This window comes from Halobacteriovorax sp. JY17, assembly GCF_002753895.1.
Lineage (GTDB): Bacteria > Bdellovibrionota > Bacteriovoracia > Bacteriovoracales > Bacteriovoracaceae > Halobacteriovorax.
The window spans coordinates 907,242-928,469 of sequence record NZ_NJER01000001.1; the positions used below are offsets into that span (position 1 = coordinate 907,242).

Genomic DNA, 21,228 nt, shown 5'->3' on the forward strand with positions numbered 1-21,228 from the left:
TTAATTTTTAAAAGGAGAATCCACTCTCTTTAGTTGACCGTTAATTTCTTTAAGGGACTCTTCTAGAAGCTTAATTCTCTTATCAGTGTCTTCTTGGTATTTGACGAATTTATCAATGAGCTTCTCAACTTTTTCTTGATCTACAAATTCAATATCTTTCTTAAGTTGTGCGAGCTCAGTCGTCCTTAAACCTTCAACTTCTTTTTTGAGCTGCTCCTGACTCTTTGTTAACTCATCTATGAGCTTTAAAAGCTTCTTTGGATCTTCCGACTTCTTAAGCTCGGCCTGCAATGCTTTTACAGTACTATCCATTTTCACCATATAGGTCTCGATGGAAGTGATTCTTTCTAACTTATTTAGACCTGAATTTTCCTTAACTTCAAATTCTTGCGAAAAAGACAAGTGCGTCCACAAAAGGAGCAGGTAAAGTGTAGTTATTTTCAAAGTTTCTTCCTAATCCAACTCAAAAGGTAACTCAATCCCTCTAGAGAATATTTCTTCAGTAGCTATATCATCATAACAATCAATTTTTTCTAAGACAAATCTCCCCGACTCTAAGAAGGTCTTTCCCTGAAAGTCGATATTCTTAAAAGCTATCACTTCGTAGGTATTCCCCTCAATGTGCCGAACACTAAATTGATTGGTTAACTTCAATATCTTATCTGGAGAAAAACGGTAACGAACATAGCCTCTAAAATTATTTCGGAGGTACTCGTCTACTCTTGTCGTCGTTCCATCATCAACGTAAATATCTTGATAGTGATAGCTCTTTAGTCCTTTATATAAAACCGCCGAATGAACTAAGAACTCTTCCTCTTCTGCAGAGATAAAAAAGAGTGGGTTCTCATTTAAATTTATTACAGAGTAATTATCCTGACGATTTTCAAGGTAAGTGTCGTTATAGGAAATTGTTTAATAACATCCACGAATATCCACCCAATTTATTGCCAGGCAATTAAGACTAAAACTAAGAACTAGAACTCCCTTTAAAAGTAACCATTTCATATATCTCCCCCTAGGTGAGAATATTCAATTTCTTCTTTGAATTCTTAGAGAGATCATCTTTATAGAGATGATCCTCCTCTTTTTCTAGAAGATGGTCTTTTTGAAGGTTCTCCTTCGCTGTATTCAGATCACTAGCAGATGCTGAAAGCTCAAGAGGTTCGTCGTCAGGAAAACTCACGGGAGGATGATCTAATGGGAATAGAATCTTCACATTTAAGGCCATACTTAATTATACACCCCCAAACCTTAATGAATTGAGAGTGATTATTAAATATCTTTGATATTAGGTACTTACTTTAGATTAGAGAGATTAAGTAGCGGATCGCCCTGAAGGTGATACCACACAAAATTTTCCAGTGCGGCCTCTCTATCATCAAGATTTTCAAGTAGATAGCTCTGCCCTTCAAAAACAACGTCAACTAGGCGCCTCTGATTATTCTCACTTACCGCCCTATTTATCCCAATGGCCATAATAGCAGGAGGGTCCCAACTTATATCCACACTCCCGCCGTAATAAGCAACAGCTCCAGAGTTCGCCTCTCCACCACGAATGAAAGTTTCCCCCATTCGTCCTTCATTACTAAAGCGACCATTCTGGCAGGCTACATCAATAACTACTGGTTTTACTTTTCCAGAAGAAATACTCGCAATATCTCGCGTGTTAAATTCTCGTCCATAGACAGAAGGCCATTCAAAACCTGTTCCATGACCGATGTAATTTAGCCAAATACTTCCTTGATTAAATTGCGCCACGATATTATCAGCATTACCACTTTCATTGGCCTGAAAGAATTCATTACTCTTCCAATTAAATTTCTCAGTCAGCGGGCTTTGCATATCACGGACATATTCAACATCATCGGGAGCACTTCCTTCATCGGAAGCGATAGCAATCATCTCACTGGCCCCTGTAGAATTCTCCCAACTTCTATTTTCAAATTCAATTGTTTTCTCGATTACTCTTTCGAGTTCTTGGGTAGTTTCAACTGATAGTCTTCCATAGAGAACATCAGGAATAACATCTCCCTCACCATCCATTGTGTAATACAACATATCTGATGGAGTACTCATATCAAATTGAGTTCTTACATACTCTGTTGGAAATTCTTCTTCATGACCTATGATAAGAGCGTAGGAAAAAGCTTCTTTCTCATATAGAGAATGAATAAATTCCTTTATCCCAATTGAGTCGTGTCCAATGTTTTCTAGTGCAAAGAAATTGACATTAAAGCCTTGCTCTTTTCTAAGTTTAATTAAAGGAGATAAAGTACTTTCAAAACGGCTATGGGCAAAGATATTATAATTCTTATCATTCGCCTTCATCTTAAAAAAGTGAGGAGTACTCTTTTTAGATTTTATATGAACTGTGCCCTCACTTACAAAGCGCGCGCCTTTAGTGTGGTTATAGGCGATAGGATAGACACTTACCTTGGTAATTTTCTTTCCTTTAAAAACACCAATCAACTCTTTCTTAATGTGGAGAAGGTTTTCTCTATTGTAATACTCATCTTTGTAATCTGCAGAAAACTTCCAAGGAACGATATCACAGCGACACGGTTTCTTTTGAGCAGGAGCCGGTACAAGCTCATCTATGAACGAAACGTCTTTGGCATCTAGAGTAACTTCAAAGTCCTGAGGGTCTCCTTCAAAGAGAAAGGACTTAAAAGGAAGAGATGCTGCTCCAACAGTTTTTGACTGCTGCCAATTCTCTAAGCTTATATCTTTAAATAAGAAAGGAGTTTCAAGATTCGAATCAACTATACTTAAGTTGGAAGCTGTAAGTTTCCACGAGAGTTGAATTTCTTTCTTATCGTCTAGAATTGTCTTTTGAATCTCAGAACTAGCAGAGCTCACTCCCGTCATAAAAATGGCCAAAAGAATCAAAGCTGATTTATACATCGATAGTTCCTTGAAAATATTTCTATATTCTCCGTAACGGAACAGTGGAAATTTCGAGTAAGTAAAACGATAAGAAAACACAAAAAGGGAAGAAACTTCCAAAGTTTTTCACAAGTCTCTGAACGCACAGCGTCTTATTAGGTTAAATTTACAGAAAATATTACAGTTTCTTAAATTTCTAAGCTTTTTTAGGAAAACCTAACTGACATTATCAAACTTTCCATGATAAATAGGCCTAACGAAAAAATTTATAACTTATTGAATTGTTTTATATTTATCAATCTAGGAGACAACACATGTTTACGATGAAGAAAGCAACTCTTCTTCTTGCCCTCTTTGCGACCCTTTTTATTGGTTGCGTGAAAGAAGAAAAACTTGGTTCTGCCAATAACCCTGTAAAGCTCTACTTTACTCCATCAGTTGACGCTGACACTATTGCCTCAAATTCTCAGGAATTTATTCAATTCCTAGAAAAAGAAACTGGTCTTGTTTTCAAAACAGGTATCCCAACAAATTACATTGCTGTTGTAGAAGCTTTTGGATCAAGCAGAGCTGACATCGGTGTGATGAACTCTTTTGGTTACATCCTAGCAAACCAAAAGTACGGAGCAACTGCAAAACTTAGAGTTCTCCGTTACGGACACGACTACTACCAAGGGCAAATTGTTGCTCACGTTGATAGTGGAATTAACTCAGTTAAAGATCTTCAAGGTAAGAAGTTTGCTTTTACTGACCCGTCATCAACTTCTGGATATATGTTTCCTCTAAAAATTATTAAAGACAATGATATCGAGCTTTCAAATACAACTTTTGGGATTAAGCACGATAACGTAATCACAATGGTCTACCAAAAGCAGGTTGATGCTGGTGCAACTTACTACTCTGCTCCTTCTGAAGATGGAAAGATTAGAGATGCAAGAGACAGAGTTAGAACTCAGTTTCCAGACGTTGAAGAGAAAGTAAAAATCGTAACTATCACTGAAAAAATTCCAAATGACCCATTTGTTTTTAGAAAGGATCTTGATCCAACAATTACAAAGAACTTTATAGCAGCTGTTAAGAAATTTATTGCAACAGATGCAGGAAAGAAAATCTTCAAAAACATTTATAGTGTTGAAGGTATAGTTGATACTACTGATGCGGATTACGATGGACTTAGATCAATGATTAAGTCTGTTGGAATTGATATTGAATCTAAACTTAAATAATTAACGGAAGACAATAAAATGCTTAATGTTAAAGATTTACACAAGAAATACCCAAATGGAACTCACGCTTTAAAAGGCGTATCGTTCGACGTAACTCCAGGTGAGTTCCTTGTTGTGATTGGACTTTCGGGTTCAGGAAAATCAACTCTCCTTAGATGTATTAATAGACTTCATGAGCCTAGCCATGGTTCTATTTCTTTTGAAGGTAATAATGTCACTCATATAAAGGGACAACCTCTAAGAACTCTTAGATCAAATGTTGGAATGATTTTTCAACATTTCAACTTAATTCCAAGAAAGACTGTTATGACAAATGTCCTTTCCGGGTCTCTATCTAGAACAGGAATATTTAATTCTCTTTTTGGTTTCTTCTCAGAAGAAGATAGAGAAAAAGCTAAGCGTTTTATCAAAATCGTAGGTTTAGAAGGTAAAGAAAATCAAAGGGCCGACAACCTCTCTGGTGGACAACAACAACGTGTTGCTATCGCTAGAGCATTGATGCAAAACCCAAAAGTTCTACTTGCTGATGAGCCAGTAGCTTCGCTTGACCCTGCAACTTCACACTCTGTTATGCAATACCTTAAAAAGGTAAATGAAGAACTAGGTGTAACAGTAATTTGTAACCTCCACTTCTTATCACTTGTAAGACAATATGCTTCAAGAGTAATTGCACTTAAAGGTGGAAAGTTAATATATGAAGGTCAGCCTTTAGATATTGATGAGAATTGGTTTAAAACAATCTACGGCGAAGAAGCTGTAGAAGTGACAATTGATTAGTAGGGGTAAGAAATGACAACGTTAATACAAGATGCAATTCCAGGCGAAAATAAAGGCGCAGGCCTTAAGAAAGCAAAGAAAGTAACAAGGGCCTATGCCATTGATCTCTTTCTTTGGTCATACATGGTTCTAGCTTCATGGAAGATTATCTATGAGAAAATTTTCATTGGTGCAAGATATGCTACTTTCACATGGAGCCAACCTCTTCTAGCAGTAGGAATTGGTGCAGTAGTAGCACTAGGTCTCTTCTTCACAAGAGTATCAATTGGTAGAGCTGTTTCAGGACTTTATGAAAGTAGACCAGAGAGAACAGTTCTCTCCGAGCCTTACACAATACTTGGTTATGTTCTCTTAGTGATTACTTTTATTTCAGGGATATTTATCTCTCAAGTTAGTATAACAGAGTTTCTTTCTTCAAGTGGACTTCACGGAGCAAGAAGAATCTTCACGGCTTTATTTAATCCAAATTTTGCTATTATTGAAGGTGCTTTATTTGCGGCCATTGAAACTATCTACATGGCATTCATTGCGACAATACTTGCTCTTCCAATGGCATTTGTCATAGCATTCTTTGCAGCAAGAAACTTAATGAATGGTTCTAAGCTTACAATGGTTATCTACAGCTTAGTAAGATTCTTTCTAAACGTTTCAAGATCAATCGAGCCACTTGTTTGGGCGATTATCTTCTCTGTTTGGGTTGGTATTGGACCTTTCGCTGGTATGTTGGCCCTTTGGCTTCACTCTGTATCATCGCTTTCAAAGCTATACTCAGAACAAATTGAGAATATTTCAAATGGTCCAATTGAAGCAATGACAGCAACTGGTGCTCACCCAATCCAAGTTATTTGGTTTGGAGTTGTTCCACAGATCGTTCTTCCATATCTTTCGTTTACAATCTACCGTTGGGATATCAACGTTAGAATGGCGACTGTAATTGGTCTAGTTGGTGGTGGTGGTATTGGTACAATGCTTATGCAATACCAAGGTCTCGCCAAGTGGAATGAAGTAGGACTTCTAGTAATCATTATCGCAGCAATCGTTTGGATAATGGATTACCTCTCTTCTAAAATTAGAGAAGCTATTAAATAATAAAAAAAAAAGGCTCCGAGAATTCGGGGCCTTTTTTTTAATTATAACTCTTAAAAATATCTTTAAATTTCGTCGACTGGATTAACTTTCTTAATTGATCGTTAAACTCCTTCAAATGCACTGGATCTTTCTTCTTAAAGGCAATTGCCACATCTATAGGTTTCTTTGCCTCAAGAATGACTTTGGTTTTTAATTTAAATTTCTTTGAAAGATGAGCTGCGACTCTCTTAGGCATAATGGCCGCTTCAACAACTCCGCTCTCCAGGGCCTTCATACACTTCTCTTTAGTTTCCATATACATGAGACGAATTGGAATTTTTGAAAGATTCACTAGTTCATATTCTAGAGTTGAATCCTTATCTCCGCAAACAACTTTGCCAGCAAGAGACTCCAAAGTATTATTTAAGTTACTCTCTAAGAGAACGAGGGAAGATGATCTCTTATAAATATTTGTTGAAAATTTGAAAATCTTATCTCTACTCGCCGACTTCTCCATTCCAACTAAGCAGTCGATCCCTTTAATATGATAGAGCTCTGAAACTAAATTATCCCACTTATCCGCAATCAGATTAATTTTATGAGGACCTACTTCATTAAAAGCAGCGACAATCTCCGCATCAATTCCTTGTTTTTCACCTTTTTCCACATACTGGAAAGGAGCATAGCCAAGGGCCATACCACAATTAAACTGAGAGGCGAGTCCGTTAAAAGACATCACCATTGAAATCGCATAGTAGAGAAATATCTTCATTTTCTTAGGATAGTCTAAATACTAAATAAAATACAGAGAGGGGCCATTACCACCCATTGCGCAGTGTCCCAATGGCACCAGTTCATAATGATACCAAGATGAGTATATAAAAACAGATAGTTAGATGATCACCCACAGTCTCTAAATTGGCATGACACTTGTAATATATAAATTAAACAGATCAAAGGAATTGATCAGAAATAGCGAAAAAGGAAGTTCGCAAGGAAATCCCAAAGATTGGGAACCTAAGGAGTTCGCTATGGAAATTTTAAAAGCCTTAATATTCACAACGGTAGTTATCTTTGCTGCAACAGAGATCTCTCATGCAAGAATTGAGAAAATCTCCGTAAAGAAGGTTAATCCAGCAACAGAAGCTGCAGGATTTCAAACTTTCCGTGGAAAAATACTAAGAGCTGGTGATTTAGAAAACTCTGCTAGACGTGTTGTTAAAGCAGAAGATGTAATCAAGAAAGATTTTATCGAAATGAAAGACGGTGAAATCTACTACCCAGAAGAAATTGAGTATGTCTTTCAAGTAAAAGGCGGTCAAACTTTCAAGGCACCAAAGGAAGACGAAAGAGCTCCTCAAGACAGTGATTCAAATTAATACTAACCCCTCTTCAATGCCCTTGAAGTAAATTGCCTAAATAAAGAGACCCAGTGAAAACTGGGTCTCTTTTATTGAAGTGAATTTTCACTAAGAGATTTTTCTTCCACTTGATAAGAAGGAATGACTTCTGCAGAAGAATTCTTAAGAAGCACTTCTTCAAAGTTATCTTCAGCAAAGTAATTTTTTAAGAACTTAATCTTTGCAAGAACTCTCCAAGAGTCCCTTTGAATTTCAAGAAGTGCAGGTAGTGCAAATAATGTAAGTCCTGTTGCAAAGAGAAGTCCCCACCCCATAGAGAGCGCTAGCGACTTTGTAAATCCGCTGTCTCCACCTAAACCATAGGCCATCGGAAACACTCCACCAAGAGTAGTAATTGAAGTGAGAATAATGGCCCTAAAACGGCTAACGGCTCCTGAGTGAATATCGTCTCGAGTTAGAAACCACAATTTCTTCTTATTGTTTATCGTTGTGACCATAATCAGAGAATCATTAACAACAACTCCGGCCATTCCCATAATTCCAACCATTCCCATAATATCAATCGGAAGTGAATGAAAGTAAAATGCCCAAACAACTCCAATAAGACCAAATGGTATCGCCATACCAATAATGAGTGGTTGTACGAATGACTTTAAAATAAGTGCGAGAACAAAGAGAATTAAGAAAACACAAGTGATCATCATCGTCATCATGGCCTTAGAGTTTTTAGATTCTTGAAGGTCAGCATCTTCTAGAGCAAAACTAATCCCCGCAAGTCTCTTCTTAATTTCAGGAAATTTATCTTTAACAATTTCACTAATTTTTTCTTTCTTTAAGACCTTCTCATCGTAGGTCAAATCAAAATTAAGAGCTCTCTTCGCTCCTTCGTGCTGAATTTTCTTTAAAGACTTAACTTTCTTCCAAAGTCCTAAGTCTCTTAATTTAACAATTTGTCCATTACCAATATTAACTGAGAGTTCACTTAATTGCTCAAAAGTGAGACTCTTGCCATCTTGAATATAGCCGTAGATATTTACAACTTCTCCGTTATGACGATACTCTTTAATATGAGTTTTCCTAATAAACCCCTGAACCTTAGAACTTAGGTCTATTGGAGTAATACCATATCCATAGAGGGCGGATTTATTAGGCTCAAAAATCCATGTAGTAGAGATTAAATCAGGATCAATATAGACATCTTTAATGCCTTTTATTGTACTGAAAGTCTTCTTTACTTCTGCAATAACGGCTTCATCTCTAACCTTCCCTTCCATATAGGTAGAAAGTTTAAATGTATTCTCTTTCTTATCGTCGTATCCATCTTTTGCTTTCTTAAGACTTAGAACTTCAAATTCATCTGTTTTAAAAGTTTCAAGGTTCTTCTCAAGAAGCTTCATTATCTCTTCTCTATTTTCTACGGCATTCTCATCCGCTTCAGAGAATCTAAGATCAATTCCTGCGTAGCGGTAGCCTCTCTGCTCAACTCCGTTATACCAGTTGCGACCAATATTAGTTGAGACGTAGGCGTATTTACTCTTATCAATTGTCTCCAAGAATTCGTGAAGTGGTTTTAAAATTTCTTCTGTATGCTTTAATGAGTTAGACTTTTTTAGAACAACATCTAATTTAATTCTCTCACTTCCAATTCTTAAATTGAATTTAAAAGGAACTTTTTCCTTAGTAACAAGGAAGGTTCCAATAAGAGATCCCACTAGAACAACAAGAACGATATAGCGCCACTTCAGAGCACCACTAAGGGCTACTCCGTAGAGCCTTGAGATCTTATTAAACAGTGAGAACTTCTTTTCTTTAATAGGAGTTTTCACAAAGTGGGCCAAATGATTTGGAAGAATGAAAAAACACTCCAGTAAACTCATTGTAAGAGCAGCTATAACAACCCAAGGAATGGCCATTAGAATATCGGAGAGCCCTGACTTAGTGAAAAGAATTGGAGCAAAAGCAATAACTGTAGTTAGAACTGTTCCAAAGATTGGCAGCATCGTCTCAAGAGATGAATCAATGGCCGCTTGTCTTGGTGTTGCTCCTCCTTCAAGTTTTTGCATATAGAGTTCTGAAACAATGATAGCGTCATCAACTAGAATTCCTACAATTAAAAGCATCCCTACCACAGAGATCAAATCAATATTAATTCCTAGAAGTTTTAATACTGTAAATGTTGCGAGATATGAAAGAGGAAGTCCAAAACTAGTCATTAGTGAAGACTTTAGGCCAAAGAAAATAAAGAGAATGAAAACAACAAGAATTCCCCCAAGAATTCCATTAGAGTTTAAGACTCTTAATTGCTTTTCAATAAATGAAGGACCATCCCCCGTTAAAAGAACTTCTAACTCCTTTGGGGAATCTTTATTCAATTTAATCAGCATTTTCTCTAAGTCTTGCTTCATTGTAATAATATCTGAATCAACGTCTTTAAAGAGAACTAATACTGCTGCAGACTTACCGTTAGTGAAACTAATTGTCTCTTTTTCTGCAATTTTATATTCAACGGTTGCGATATCCTTAACTCTTAGAATCTTCCCACTAGCATTGGCGTTAACAATCGTATCTTCAATATCTCTTATTCCATCTACATCATTACTAATCTCAACACTAACTTCGTTACCATTCTTTGTTATTGTCCCTAGAGGTAAGAAAGCAAATCGTCTCACTACGTTTGCCATTAAATCATTAATTTGAACTTGATAGCGAGAGAGCTTCTTTTGATCAAATTTAATATAAATTTGAGGCTTAGATGTCCAATTAGAGACTTCAACAACTCCCCTAATTTTAGCGAGAGACTTCTGCGTATCACTCAACCATTTTTGGTGAATATTACTTGATTCGTTAAAATTTAGAACAGAGAGTGTTGTAAACCAGAAAGAGGAAACCTTATGATTAACAACTGAGAGATTTTCTGTTTCAGTTGGCAAATCTCTCTCTAAGTTAATCACAATTGAATTCACTTTCTCATAGAGATCGTCAATTTCATCCTCTTCGATTGAATCCTTCAGCCTTAGGTTAATACTCATTGAGCTTGGACTAGAAGTTGAAACAAGCTTATCAACCCCAGAAAGAGACTTTACAGCGTCTTCTATAGGACTTGTTAAGTATTGCTCCACTTGATAAGGAGTTGCTCCCGGAAGAGCTGCGGTGATGCTAATTCTCTTGTCTTTCCACTGGGGAATAAGATCCCTTTGCATAGAAGATAAGGAAATGAGTCCAATGACAATCATTCCCAAACTAAGAGTGTTAACAATAAAACTATTATCAACGAAATACTCGACAATTCTCTTCACATAAACTCCCTAAATGAATAGCTGAAACTATCAATTAAGAGTATTGAAAGACAAGGAAGTTAAATTTTTTTCACACATTTATTTTGGAGAAAAACCTTTTTCGAGCTCAAGCATGCTCATAGCGATTCGAACACCATCAACAGCAGCTGAAGTGATTCCTCCAGCATGACCAGCCCCCTCACCACAAGGATAAAGTCCTTTATGAGAAGTTGACTCCAAAGTCTCTCTATCTCGAAGAATTGTTACAGGAGCTGAGGTTCTAGTCTCTGGCGCTAGTAATAATGCATTCTTAGAAACAAATCCACTCATTCTCTGATCAAATTGTAAGAGAGCGTCTCTTAGATGATTTGTAATAAATTCAGGAAGAACAGTACTGAGCTGAGCTTCCACAATTCCTGAAGGAGTTGAAGTCTTTGGAAGAGCAGTCTTTCCAATATTTCCATCCAGAAAATCTCTAAGCGTTTGAGAAGGAAGCTCTTTCCCAGAAGCTAGCTCACTAGAAACTTCAAAGGCCTTCTTTTCAATATCTCTTTGAAAGTCTAATCCACTCAAAGGCTTATCTGTTTTAAAATCTACGCCGCCTTTCACTGAAACGACGAGGGCCGAATTAGACCATCTAGAATTTCTAGCATAATTACTCATTCCATTGACAACAATACCGTCGGCATCTGTACCAGAAGAGAGAACGTATCCCCCTGGACACATACAGAAGCTATAAGTTCCCTTATCCGTGGACTTATTTTCATAGCTAAGGCGATATCTGGCAGCCCCTAAGTAAGTTCCGGCAAAGTCTCCGTACTGAATCTTATCTATAAGCTCTCTTGGATGTTCAATTCGAACTCCTACAGAGAAGTCTTTGTGGGCCATAGAAACACCGTGTTCTTCAAGGTGCTCATACATCTCTTTTGCTGAGTGACCAGTGGCCAGAACAACTTTATCAGAATGAAGAATCTTCCCATCGCTAAGCTTTACACCTGTGACTTTATCACCTTCGTAAATGAGCTCATCTACTTTTGTATTATAGTAAATCTCGCAGCCTGACTCTACTAGAGAGTCACTAATCTTATTGATTAGCATTCGAATTTTATTTGAACCTAAGTGAGGATTTGAAACATAGGCAGTTTCCTTTGGGGCACCAAAATCCACTAAGCGATTCATCACATATTGAACATAAGGAGACTTCACTCTCGTAATTAATTTTCCGTCACTAAAGAGGCCTGCACCACCTTCGCCGTAGCAGACATTATTCTCTGTATTGAATTCACCGTAGCGCCAAAAGCGAGCGATATGCTTCATTCTCTTATGGGCGCGCTCCCCTCTTTCAATAACAATTGATGGGATTCCATACTCGGCCAATCTTAAAGCACAAAATAATCCTCCAGGACCAGCCCCAATGATGATTGGCTTATGCTTAAACTCTCCGAGGTTAGTAAACTCTTCTGATTTTCCAGAGAATTTCTCCCCTTCTGCGATAATTTCTATATTGTAATTGTAGCGCGGTCTCTTGCCGCGATTAGAACCTCTGGCATCTAGGGCCTTAGAGAGTATTCTATAATCAACCATCTTGGGATGGCGCTTTTTTAGATAAATTTCCACGTCCTCTTCGAAATCGAGGACAAATTGTATTCTTTTGGACATAACTTCTCTTATCATTAACTTTTCTTACTGTCGGCCTGAGGGTATAATTTATAGTATAAATCAACGTTTTTAGGAAGTTATATGAATTGCGCTCTCTTAATTATTGGCGACGAGCTCTTGGCAGGAAGAACGAGAGACCTAAACGGTTACTGGCTCTCAAAGTTTCTCCCATCTGTTGGGCTAAAGCTTACTCAAATAAAAATTGTTAATGACTCCGAAGAAGCGATTAAGACCTCTCTCGATGATCTCTTTAAAAAAGTCGATATTGTGATGACTAGCGGTGGGCTAGGGCCAACGAAAGATGATGTGACCAAGAATATTATTGCGAGCTACTTCAAAAAAGATCTTGTTTCAAATGAAGAATCTATTGCTCTCATTCATCAGCTCTACGCAAAATTTGATAGAGAGTGGAATACAGAAAAGAACGCCTACCACTTCTTTCCAGAAGGGTTTGAACTCTTAGATAATTTAAATGGCTACGCCCCAGGACTATTCTTTCACGAAAATGGAAAAACTATTTTAAGTGCTCCAGGAGTTCCAAGAGAATTCTCCTCTATGGTAGAAAATGCTTTTCTTCCAAAACTTAAAACTATTTATACTTCAGATAATTTTAAAGAAATGGAATTCTTCTCTATTAGAACAAGAGGTGTTCCAGAAGAAACTATTTTTGGAGAACTCTGCCCGACACTATGGGATGATCTCTCGTCCATAGCAAAGATAAGCTCTCTTCCACACCTACTTGGAATTGATATTGTTCTCTACTTCTCTCCAAGTGAGAGAGATGAAATTATAAGAAAGGCAAAGGCAATTATTGAAAGGACAGAACTTAAAAGTCATGTCTGGCAGTATGGAAATTTAGAACTTCCTGAACTCATTGTAAGTGAGGCCACTGAAAAGAGCCTTACTATCGGCTTTGCAGAATCTTGTACAGGAGGATTAACTTCTTCAAAAATTACGGACGTCTCAGGAGCTTCAAAAATTTTCTACGGCTCAATTATTTGTTACGCAAATTCAGTTAAGACAAATCTCTTAAAGGTTGACCCAAAGACTTTAGAAAGTTTTGGTGCCGTAAGCGTTGAGTGTGCTAAAGAAATGGCCCTTGGAACTTTAAGTGCGACCGGTTGTGATATCGCCATTTCATTTACTGGAATTGCTGGTCCCGGCGGTGGAAGCCCGACGAAACCAGTCGGAACAGTGGGAATTGGCTGGGCAACGAAAACTCAAAATTCTTCAAAAATTCTTCATCACAAGGGTGACCGCGAAGCTTTAAAAGAGAGATTTTGTCGAAGCGGCCTCTTTAAATTACTCGATCTCATTAGAGAACACTAATTTCGACAAGATATTCTGTCATATCTATTGGCCCTTAGGGGCCCTAACCTATTGCTATCACGAAAATTTACGAGGGATTAAAGAATCCGACTCTTTTGCTTTAAAATAGAGGCTAAACTTACCTATTATTAAGGATTTTTCGCTCGATTCCTTTAGATCAGCTTAATTTATTCCGAAGGGTAAGTTGTAGGAATTTGATGAAATGAAACAAAACGGAATTTGGAACATTTTTAAAGTGATCTTTTTAGTGAGTATTCTCGCTATGGCCTCGAGTTGCGTCGACTCTGGAAGTGGAAATAAGAGAAAGGGAAGCGCAAGTTCAACTTCAAGTGGCGGTGAAACTGCTGATCCAACTACCCCAGATTTTTCTAGTAGTGCAAACTTCTTTCAAGAAGGTTCTACTCAATCAGAAACAGGTATTACCATTCCTGTTTCATTCAACGACAGATTTTATCTACGTGGAGCTCAAGTAGATTTCTATATTAAAAGCGGTAATAAAACTTCGAGCAAATGTCTTGTCTTTTCCTACACAGATAATACAAATACTTTTCTCGTTACAACTGCGACACCGCAGTACTTCTACAATTTCTCGACTAACACTCAAGAATATTACTACTTAATTACTCCAGGTGATGAGAGTAAGAATAGAACTTTCTGTCAAACTCCAGGAGTTCAAACAACTCTCTCAAGTCTTGATGCTGCTAAGACTATTGTCTACGATTTAAAACAAGTTTGTCCTACGTGTTCTGCTGGACTTTTTCAAAGTTCCGCCACACGTCTACTTGCTGATGCAGGAAATATTGTTTCAGATGTAGATACTTTTTCACTTAGACTTACCTTCTCAAATACTTCTAGTAATCCGGGTGATCCAAATATCATTTGTACAAGTTCTCAGACTTGTACTGTTCAAGGATATGACTGTTGCGTAGAAGGACAATGTGTAAACGATAAATCAATTCGCCCAAGTGTTGATATAAATGATCTAGATTACCAAGCGGCCCTCGCTGCAGTAAATTTAGATCCAGCAGCCTTCAATAGCTATCCACAATATTTTTATATGTGCCCTATTGTTATTACTCCAGACCCTGATATTCCACCTATTACAGATCCGGCCAATACTGCTCAAGAAAGATTGGAATTACTCTACGAGCTCTACAAGTGTACAACTCCTCAGGAAGGTGAAGTTTCTTACTGTACGACAACAATTGAAGATATTTCTTCAAAGTCACCAACTATATTTACAAGAGAAGATGATAGAAACTTCAATACTGATTACTACGGAACAACAGGACTTCCAAATCACTCTATTCATGAGATCACTTATGCAGGACTTGATTACTTTAAGAATGGAGTCTATGTAAGACCGGGAATAACAATAGGACCTAGTGGAGACTTATCAGGAAATGATACTCTCACAGATTCTCAACAAGTAAATTTTGCAGTAACACCTGCCCAACCGCTAGATACAATAAAAGTAACCTATAAGATTGATGGTAGTTGTGTACAGGTTGGTACAACTCTAGCTAAGTGTGACAAGTACTATATTCAAGGTCAGAATTTAGGAAAGTCCTCGGATCACTTCCCTGCTTCACAGCAATTCTTTCTTCCTTACTACGCTGATGGTTCAAGAACTATTTCTGTAAACGTCGATGATGCTATTGTTCAAAATGGAACTGACTGGACAGCAACAGTTTCTAGCCCATCTTTTATAGAGTTTAAACCAACCTTTCAAATTTTTGATACTCAAGTCATCAAACTTACCTTCTACGTTGATTTAGAAGCGTACCCTGTTTTAAACAGTAAACTTCTCGCTCAACAAGTTGTTGGTGAAATGTGTGAGTGTCCTGATTTAACATGCTCACTCAAGCCAGTTATTGATTCAGAAACAAATCTTATTCAAGACTTTAAATGTACTTATCCACAGCCAGATGTACCAGCACCACCTCTTCAACAGACAGTGATTCTAAGTTCTAAAACTGTTCCAGTAAGATTCTTCGATCAAGACGGTGGAGTAGAACATCAAAATGTTTCAACAGAAACACCTGTGCAAGAAGGACTTCCATTTGAATATATTAATGGTGATTTAACAAAACCAAATAATATAGACTCTCCTGTAGGCTTTAATGAAATTTATGGAAGCATAAGTGGAAAAGTTGGTGCAGCGAAAGAGTCGAAAGAAGTTATTGTAAAAAAAGGAAAGACCTACGATATTTTTGTTAATAGTGGAACTTTCTCTAGCTGCTATTATTGTGGAACAGATTACTTTAGTAATCTCGCCAAAATATTTCCAAGCAACTTTATTTTCAAAGGTGGCGGATACTTCCCAGATCCTTTTGCAACAAATCCTGAGACTTCGGAAATGAGAGCGCACGATTTGAAATTTGGACGTGCCTGCTTTGTTCCGGCCACAATGCTTCCTTTCGCTCATGTCGCAAAGGCCGATAGACAACTACAAAGACAAGATAGAATGGCGACACAGCACTTCTACTTTGCCAACGGATACCAAAGAGATTGGTATGGTTTTGACTATGGTTCGGTTATCGGTTCATTCGATGGAGTAACGTGGTTCTCTGTCGGTAATCAAAGAAGAATCAAGGCCACGACTAATCGCCTCTACCTAGCGATTAATGCTTACTACGGAGATATTACTTTAGAGAGTAGCTATAGTGTAGATGTTAGTGATGCTTCCACTACTCCAAGCTCTGGTTCATTCGTACAAACTGATTATGATAGCGATGGAGCCGAATGTCAGAAATATCACGCTTGTAACACGGATTCTGATTGCGCCTCTACTCTTGGCTTTGAGTATGCTTGTGCCAATGTGAATTCGATGCAAACACCATGGCCAGTCTTTGATCAAAACGGAAAAGAAATACCAGGTCAAGTAAACTTCTTAAGGCTTATCGCCATCAATGGAGCGACAAACGGTCCAAGTAAGAGATGCGTCTATAGAGGTAGAGGATCGGCCTGCCAAGAAAATTATAATGGTATTGCCAACGCTGCAGATACATTTAATAAGACTGATAATTCAAGACTCTTCTCTTGTTCAGCAAATACCTACTGCCAACCTTTCACTGACCCAGAAAAGAAAGATAAATTTAATACGAGAATTTCTAGATATGGAAAGTCAGCAAAGAATCTAATCGCCTCGGAAATTCTTAGTTCAGAAGACGAGGATACATTTGGTCTTTCCACGAAGATTCTAGGAAGACCGTATGAGTACAATGGAACTGGTGTTATCACTGATCAAGTTCTTACAAACGTGGAGCAACTAAATGTTGCTGGGCTTTGCCTACCTGGAAAGAATGTTGATGCACAAATTGTTGAAAATCAAAATTCAACTCTGCCTAGTATTATTCATATGGGTGATAAGGTCAACGGAATCGGTATGACAAGTTCCGAAATCAACTTAGCACAACCGAGCTACCTCAGCTCTTGTCCTGTAATGGATCAGAGTGGAAATTATATTCAGCACTCCTCTCTTGCAGCTCTACCTAACACTGACAGTAGTATTACAACTCTTGCAGGAAGCCAGAATGTTTCCACTAATGTATTAGAGACATTTAACGCTGTAACAGAACTTGCAAAAGATTTTGATCTAAACTTCATCGACACAAAATCTCTCCAAAAGAATAGATGCTTAAGAGCACCAGGAGCAAGTTGTAACAATAACTTTGAATGCGCGGCTAATAAGTTTATTACAGATAAGACTCTTTCAATTTCAAATGGATCTGATGTTGGGATTCTAGATGCCGAGCTAACTTTCTGGAAGAGTACATTAGTTTGTTCACAGGAAACACCAAAGACAGACCCAGCCTTTAATCCAAAAGATAATAGATGCTGTAGATTAGTTGGAAATAAAATCACTGTTGCCAATGAAGTATTTAATGATGCTGGTTCTCCAAAAACAAGTGAAATAGCAGGAGTAGATATTCCAATCAATGATCCAAGAAGATACACTGCTATTACTCCGGCCATAGATGATATGAATATCAATCCAACGAACTACCCTCAATTGAGAATAGCGGAGAGAGACGGAAATAATAGAGATTCAAATGCTTTAAGAAAACAGTATAATACTCTAAACGAAGTCGCTCAGAGAACTTGTTGTAGTGCCAATTGGGTGCGAAATTTCGACAGTACAAACTCTGGTGGTGGACACACATGGTCCCCTAGTAAAATGCAGAATATTGATAAGACAAACTTTCAATGTCTCAACTGGGCACCAGGAGTTCAAACAAACTTCACTTGCGCTTCTACTGATGAACCTGACGATCCAGACTGTAATATGAGATCAATCTCTAGTTCGGAAGCTAATATTTACTTAGAATGGTTCTCAAAATTTGAACTAACTGGTGTTGGCCAAATTGCAATTCAAGATAGAACTACAGCAAGCCTCTCATGCTCTGTAAACCCTAGTAACTCAAGTGCATCTGGTTCAGGAACTATTGTTCCAGGATTTGTGCCATCAGGAGCTGCCACTACAGAGTATGATGGAGATAAATTTGCGGCAAACCAAGCAGATAAGCTCGTCAATAAGAAGCAGGTCTTCTCACAAGATGAATTCACTTGCTGTCAGCCTCTAGGAACTGAAATGCCAGACGGATCAGACCCTAGCTACTGCTGCTCTGGAAATATTAATCCCGATACAAATAAATGTGCTCTTAAAAATTACACGAACCTATCCGTTTACTTTAATCGATATATTTCTTCTGAAGGGAAGGCCTTAGCTGATAATTTAATTGATGAAGAGACTGGTTACATTAAGAACGCTTCAACTGTTCAGCAACTTGCTTGTCAAAAAGAAGCTTGTGCTTCTGGGTTTGTTGGTTACGGTATAGCTCACACTGACTTAAAAGTTCCAGGCCATGAGTCGAGTGATAAGCAAGTAAAGAGATTCATCGATGGTAATGACCTAAGTAATGACTTCAACGGAAAAGCAAAGATCTTTAACGAAGGACTTAGATGGAATAATCAAGTCTACTGTATTCCTGAAGAGCTTGCACAATCTAGTGGTGATGTCCTACAAATTTTTGACTGCGGTCAAAACTAAAGTAGAGCTAAGACCAGCCCAGCCATGATAAAGCGGTAAACTGCAAATGGAAGAAGCCCTATTTTCTTTATAAATTTAAGAAAGAAGTGAATTGTTAGAAGCCCTACCAGAAAGCTTATTACAACTCCGACTAAGCAACTTGAAAGATCAAAAGCTCCATTGCCTCTTATAATTTCAGGAAACTTTAGAGCTGCTCCTCCTACAATAAGAGGAAGGGAAAGCAAGAATGAAAACTTTGAGGCTTCATTTCTTGAGATACTTAGAAATCGTGCAGTCGTAAGTGTAATGCCAGACCTAGAAACCCCAGGAAAGAGAGCGAGAGATTGAAACAGTCCAATAAGTAATGCTTTCTTCCAACTTCCCTTTTCAATCAAAACTTCTTCTTCAGACTCTTTAAATTTTGCATCGCTAAACCACATAAGAAGTCCAAAGAAAACAAGATTACAAGCAATGAAAGAATTACTTCTACCATAGTGCTCGGCAAAGTCTTTTAAACATAGGGCAATAACCCCTGTTGAAAAAGTTGCAATTATCATATGTAGCGAACGTCTCTTTTCATTGTTTAACTCCGCCTTGAAATCTAATAAGAGAAAAGCATTCTTTAAAAGAGAAATGATATCTTTGTAAAAGTAGCACATTATAGCTAGGGCCGTTCCAATATGCATTGCGAGATCAAAGCTAACCCCAGGATCTTTAATCGTTAAAAGACTTGGGAGAAGAGCAAGATGGCCACTACTTGAAACGGGAAGAAACTCTGTTAATCCCTGAATAATTCCATAAATAATTGCATCTATATAACTCATCTACTTAACCTCAAAGAAATTCTTATTCTTAGTTTTTAGTGCGTTCTTTAAATTACTCATTAAACGAGAAAATTTCACACTAAAAACTTCTTTACTCTTATCTTTGCTTTTAACTCTTGCGTAGTTATTTAAGAGTATCAATCTATTAATACTCGCAATCAAAGAGTTTCTCAGTGTTTCATCTTCCTCTTTCATACTACTTGCAGAAAGATCATAGAAGTAAGTAAAGGTGTACTTCTCTAACGCCTCTCTTGTTGCTGCGTCCAGTGAATTGTCAGAGAAATGATCTAGAACAGTAAAAGCACTAAATTTATCTTCATCTAAAGAGATTTTAAAAACAGAACTATAATCGAAGAACCACTTACTCGCTCCTAAGAATTTACTCTTAAAGTCTTTACGGGCAAGAGCCTCCTTCATACCAGTTCCCCATTCCATAGTTATAACGCTACTATTTAATGTTTCTATTGGGATATAAGATTCTCTATAATTTCTCTTTCCATCATTAATATCTTCAAAACTTTGTTTAAAACGTAGAAAATTGTAATTTCCAAGTTTCACTAAATCTACTGTTGGAGCTACTGTCGAGTCCACCAATGACAGAAGAAGATTTCTAACTTTAATATGACCCGAGATAAAAGGACCATTCTTCGCTATGCTATGACCAAGGTTTTTAAACGATAATTCAAAAGAAGCTTGAATGAGTTCTTGAATCTCTTTTCTTGCGATTGGATTCAAAAGCTTGTTGTCACCAAAAGAAGAATCGTACTTCTTAATCGAATAGTAATCCACTGGCCGCTTCATAACTTTTGAAAGCTCTGGATAATAGAAATCAAAGAGAGGATCATACTTACTAGCAATTTGAATTACTTTTAATAGCGAAAATCGTCTCTGAAGTTTAAGATCTCCTTGGACCTGTCTCTCTACATCATGAATAACTAAATAAGGACGAATTCTCTTCTTATTCTTCTCTCTAGTAATTTCAAATGAAGGGATGAAAATTAAATGGCTATCCTTAATGGAGCTAAAAGAGCTCATCTTAAAACTCTCACTTGGATAGTGCTTAAATTTTGAAAAGTCAGTCCTATTATCTATTTTCTCTAGCTTTACTTTTGAAAACGCAATATTCACTCCATCAACAAAAGTCATATTTTGAAGGAGCGGAGAGCCTATTGCAAAGAACAAAATAAAAAGCGTATAGGCCACAGTGGCCAATCTAAAGAATAAATTTGATTTATCGATTAATACTGTTCCTGAAATTGTTTCCTTCAAAGTCTTTTGACCTCTTAATAGAAAAGCTACATCAACTAAACTCATTGGAATTAGAAGTTCTAAGAAACAGCGAAGTCCTCCCCCTATTCTTGACCAGAGCAAACCATCCCTTGCCTTAATTCCAACAACCATTTGTGAAAGAGATCTTCCAAGAATGAGACAACTATAAAACCTGAGAGAGGTAGTCAGAAGATAAATTAAGCATATATTGGAAAAGATATTTGAATTGGTCTCTGAAAAAGAAAGATCAATGAACTTTTGAATTATCTCTTCTCGTATTCCAACAAAGACATCAAAAGAAAGTAAGTAGTTGAAGAAAACAATTGAAATTAAGAAATCTAAAAACCATGCAATCAAGCGATTTATTAAAACTTTCATATTATTAGATAGTTGCCTTCATTACTGGTTTATCCTGTAACTGACTGTTATTAGATAAGAAGAATAAAATGACCACAAATTCTTGGCAAAGATGAGTTAAATAGACTCTCTTTATGGTTTCTTAGCTAAAAGCAGAAGTTATTA

Annotated in this window: 15 protein-coding genes; 6 read left to right on the plus strand and 9 right to left on the minus strand. The window is 37.3% G+C overall.

The genetic code is table 11. The features are described 5' to 3' along the window. The 4 genes from CES88_RS04080 to CES88_RS04095 form a co-directional block, all read right to left on the minus strand. Positions 1–402, minus strand: coding sequence for a hypothetical protein (locus tag CES88_RS04080; protein ID WP_290731317.1), 402 nt, complete (start codon positions 400–402; stop codon positions 1–3). 51 nt (positions 403–453) lie between these two features. Further along, complete coding sequence (locus CES88_RS04085; RefSeq protein ID WP_290731320.1) at positions 454–600, minus strand: hypothetical protein; 147 nt, start codon at positions 598–600, stop codon at positions 454–456. A gap of 415 nt (positions 601–1,015) precedes the next feature. Next, positions 1,016–1,228, minus strand: coding sequence for a hypothetical protein (locus CES88_RS04090; RefSeq protein ID WP_290731323.1), 213 nt, complete (start codon positions 1,226–1,228; stop codon positions 1,016–1,018). Positions 1,229–1,296: 68 nt separating this feature from the next. Further along, complete coding sequence (locus CES88_RS04095) at positions 1,297–2,904, minus strand: C25 family cysteine peptidase (protein WP_290731326.1); 1,608 nt, start codon at positions 2,902–2,904, stop codon at positions 1,297–1,299. Positions 2,905–3,200: 296 nt separating this feature from the next. Here CES88_RS04095 and CES88_RS04100 point away from each other — a divergent pair, with 296 nt between their 5' ends. Genes CES88_RS04100 through phnE form a run of 3 tightly spaced genes read left to right on the plus strand, consistent with a single transcriptional unit; the run spans position 3,201 to position 5,978 of the window. Continuing rightward, on the plus strand, positions 3,201–4,112 hold the full coding sequence (locus CES88_RS04100) for a phosphate/phosphite/phosphonate ABC transporter substrate-binding protein (protein WP_290731329.1): 912 nt from the start codon (positions 3,201–3,203) through the stop codon (positions 4,110–4,112). 18 nt (positions 4,113–4,130) lie between these two features. Further along, complete coding sequence (gene phnC, locus CES88_RS04105; protein ID WP_290731331.1) at positions 4,131–4,889, plus strand: phosphonate ABC transporter ATP-binding protein; 759 nt, start codon at positions 4,131–4,133, stop codon at positions 4,887–4,889. 12 nt (positions 4,890–4,901) lie between these two features. Further along, complete coding sequence (gene phnE / locus CES88_RS04110) at positions 4,902–5,978, plus strand: phosphonate ABC transporter, permease protein PhnE (protein ID WP_290731333.1); 1,077 nt, start codon at positions 4,902–4,904, stop codon at positions 5,976–5,978. Positions 5,979–6,015: 37 nt separating this feature from the next. On the opposite strand, the gene CES88_RS04115 is transcribed toward phnE, so the two are convergent. After that, the gene (locus tag CES88_RS04115; protein WP_290731335.1) at positions 6,016–6,729 is read right to left on the minus strand and encodes a transporter substrate-binding domain-containing protein; all 714 of its coding nucleotides are present in this window, start codon (positions 6,727–6,729) and stop codon (positions 6,016–6,018) included. Between the two features lie 259 nt (positions 6,730–6,988). On the opposite strand from CES88_RS04115, the gene CES88_RS04120 reads away from it, so the two are divergent. After that, complete coding sequence (locus tag CES88_RS04120) at positions 6,989–7,336, plus strand: hypothetical protein (protein ID WP_290731338.1); 348 nt, start codon at positions 6,989–6,991, stop codon at positions 7,334–7,336. A gap of 71 nt (positions 7,337–7,407) precedes the next feature. Here CES88_RS04120 and CES88_RS04125 read toward each other — a convergent pair whose 3' ends face one another. Both CES88_RS04125 and CES88_RS04130 read right to left on the minus strand, forming a co-directional pair. Further along, complete coding sequence (locus tag CES88_RS04125; RefSeq protein ID WP_290731341.1) at positions 7,408–10,614, minus strand: efflux RND transporter permease subunit; 3,207 nt, start codon at positions 10,612–10,614, stop codon at positions 7,408–7,410. 78 nt (positions 10,615–10,692) lie between these two features. After that, positions 10,693–12,252 (minus strand): FAD-dependent protein, encoded by a 1,560-nt coding sequence (locus CES88_RS04130; protein WP_290731344.1) that lies wholly within the window; start codon positions 12,250–12,252, stop codon positions 10,693–10,695. An 81-nt stretch (positions 12,253–12,333) separates the two neighbouring features. Here CES88_RS04130 and CES88_RS04135 point away from each other — a divergent pair, with 81 nt between their 5' ends. Together CES88_RS04135 and CES88_RS04140 are read left to right on the plus strand one after the other, a co-directional pair. Then, on the plus strand, positions 12,334–13,581 hold the full coding sequence (locus tag CES88_RS04135) for a CinA family nicotinamide mononucleotide deamidase-related protein (protein ID WP_290731347.1): 1,248 nt from the start codon (positions 12,334–12,336) through the stop codon (positions 13,579–13,581). Positions 13,582–13,783: 202 nt separating this feature from the next. Further along, complete coding sequence (locus tag CES88_RS04140) at positions 13,784–18,634, plus strand: hypothetical protein (RefSeq protein ID WP_290731350.1); 4,851 nt, start codon at positions 13,784–13,786, stop codon at positions 18,632–18,634. Here the strand turns inward: CES88_RS04140 and uppP are convergent. Continuing rightward, positions 18,631–19,437, minus strand: coding sequence for an undecaprenyl-diphosphatase UppP (uppP, locus tag CES88_RS04145; RefSeq protein WP_290731353.1), 807 nt, complete (start codon positions 19,435–19,437; stop codon positions 18,631–18,633). The two genes, CES88_RS04140 and uppP, sit on opposite strands and share 4 nt — an antisense overlap. After that, entirely contained in the window at positions 19,438–21,084 is a 1,647-nt protein-coding gene (locus CES88_RS04150) for a hypothetical protein (RefSeq protein WP_290731355.1), read from the minus strand. It abuts the gene before it with no gap. Positions 21,085–21,228: the final 144 nt, after the last annotated feature.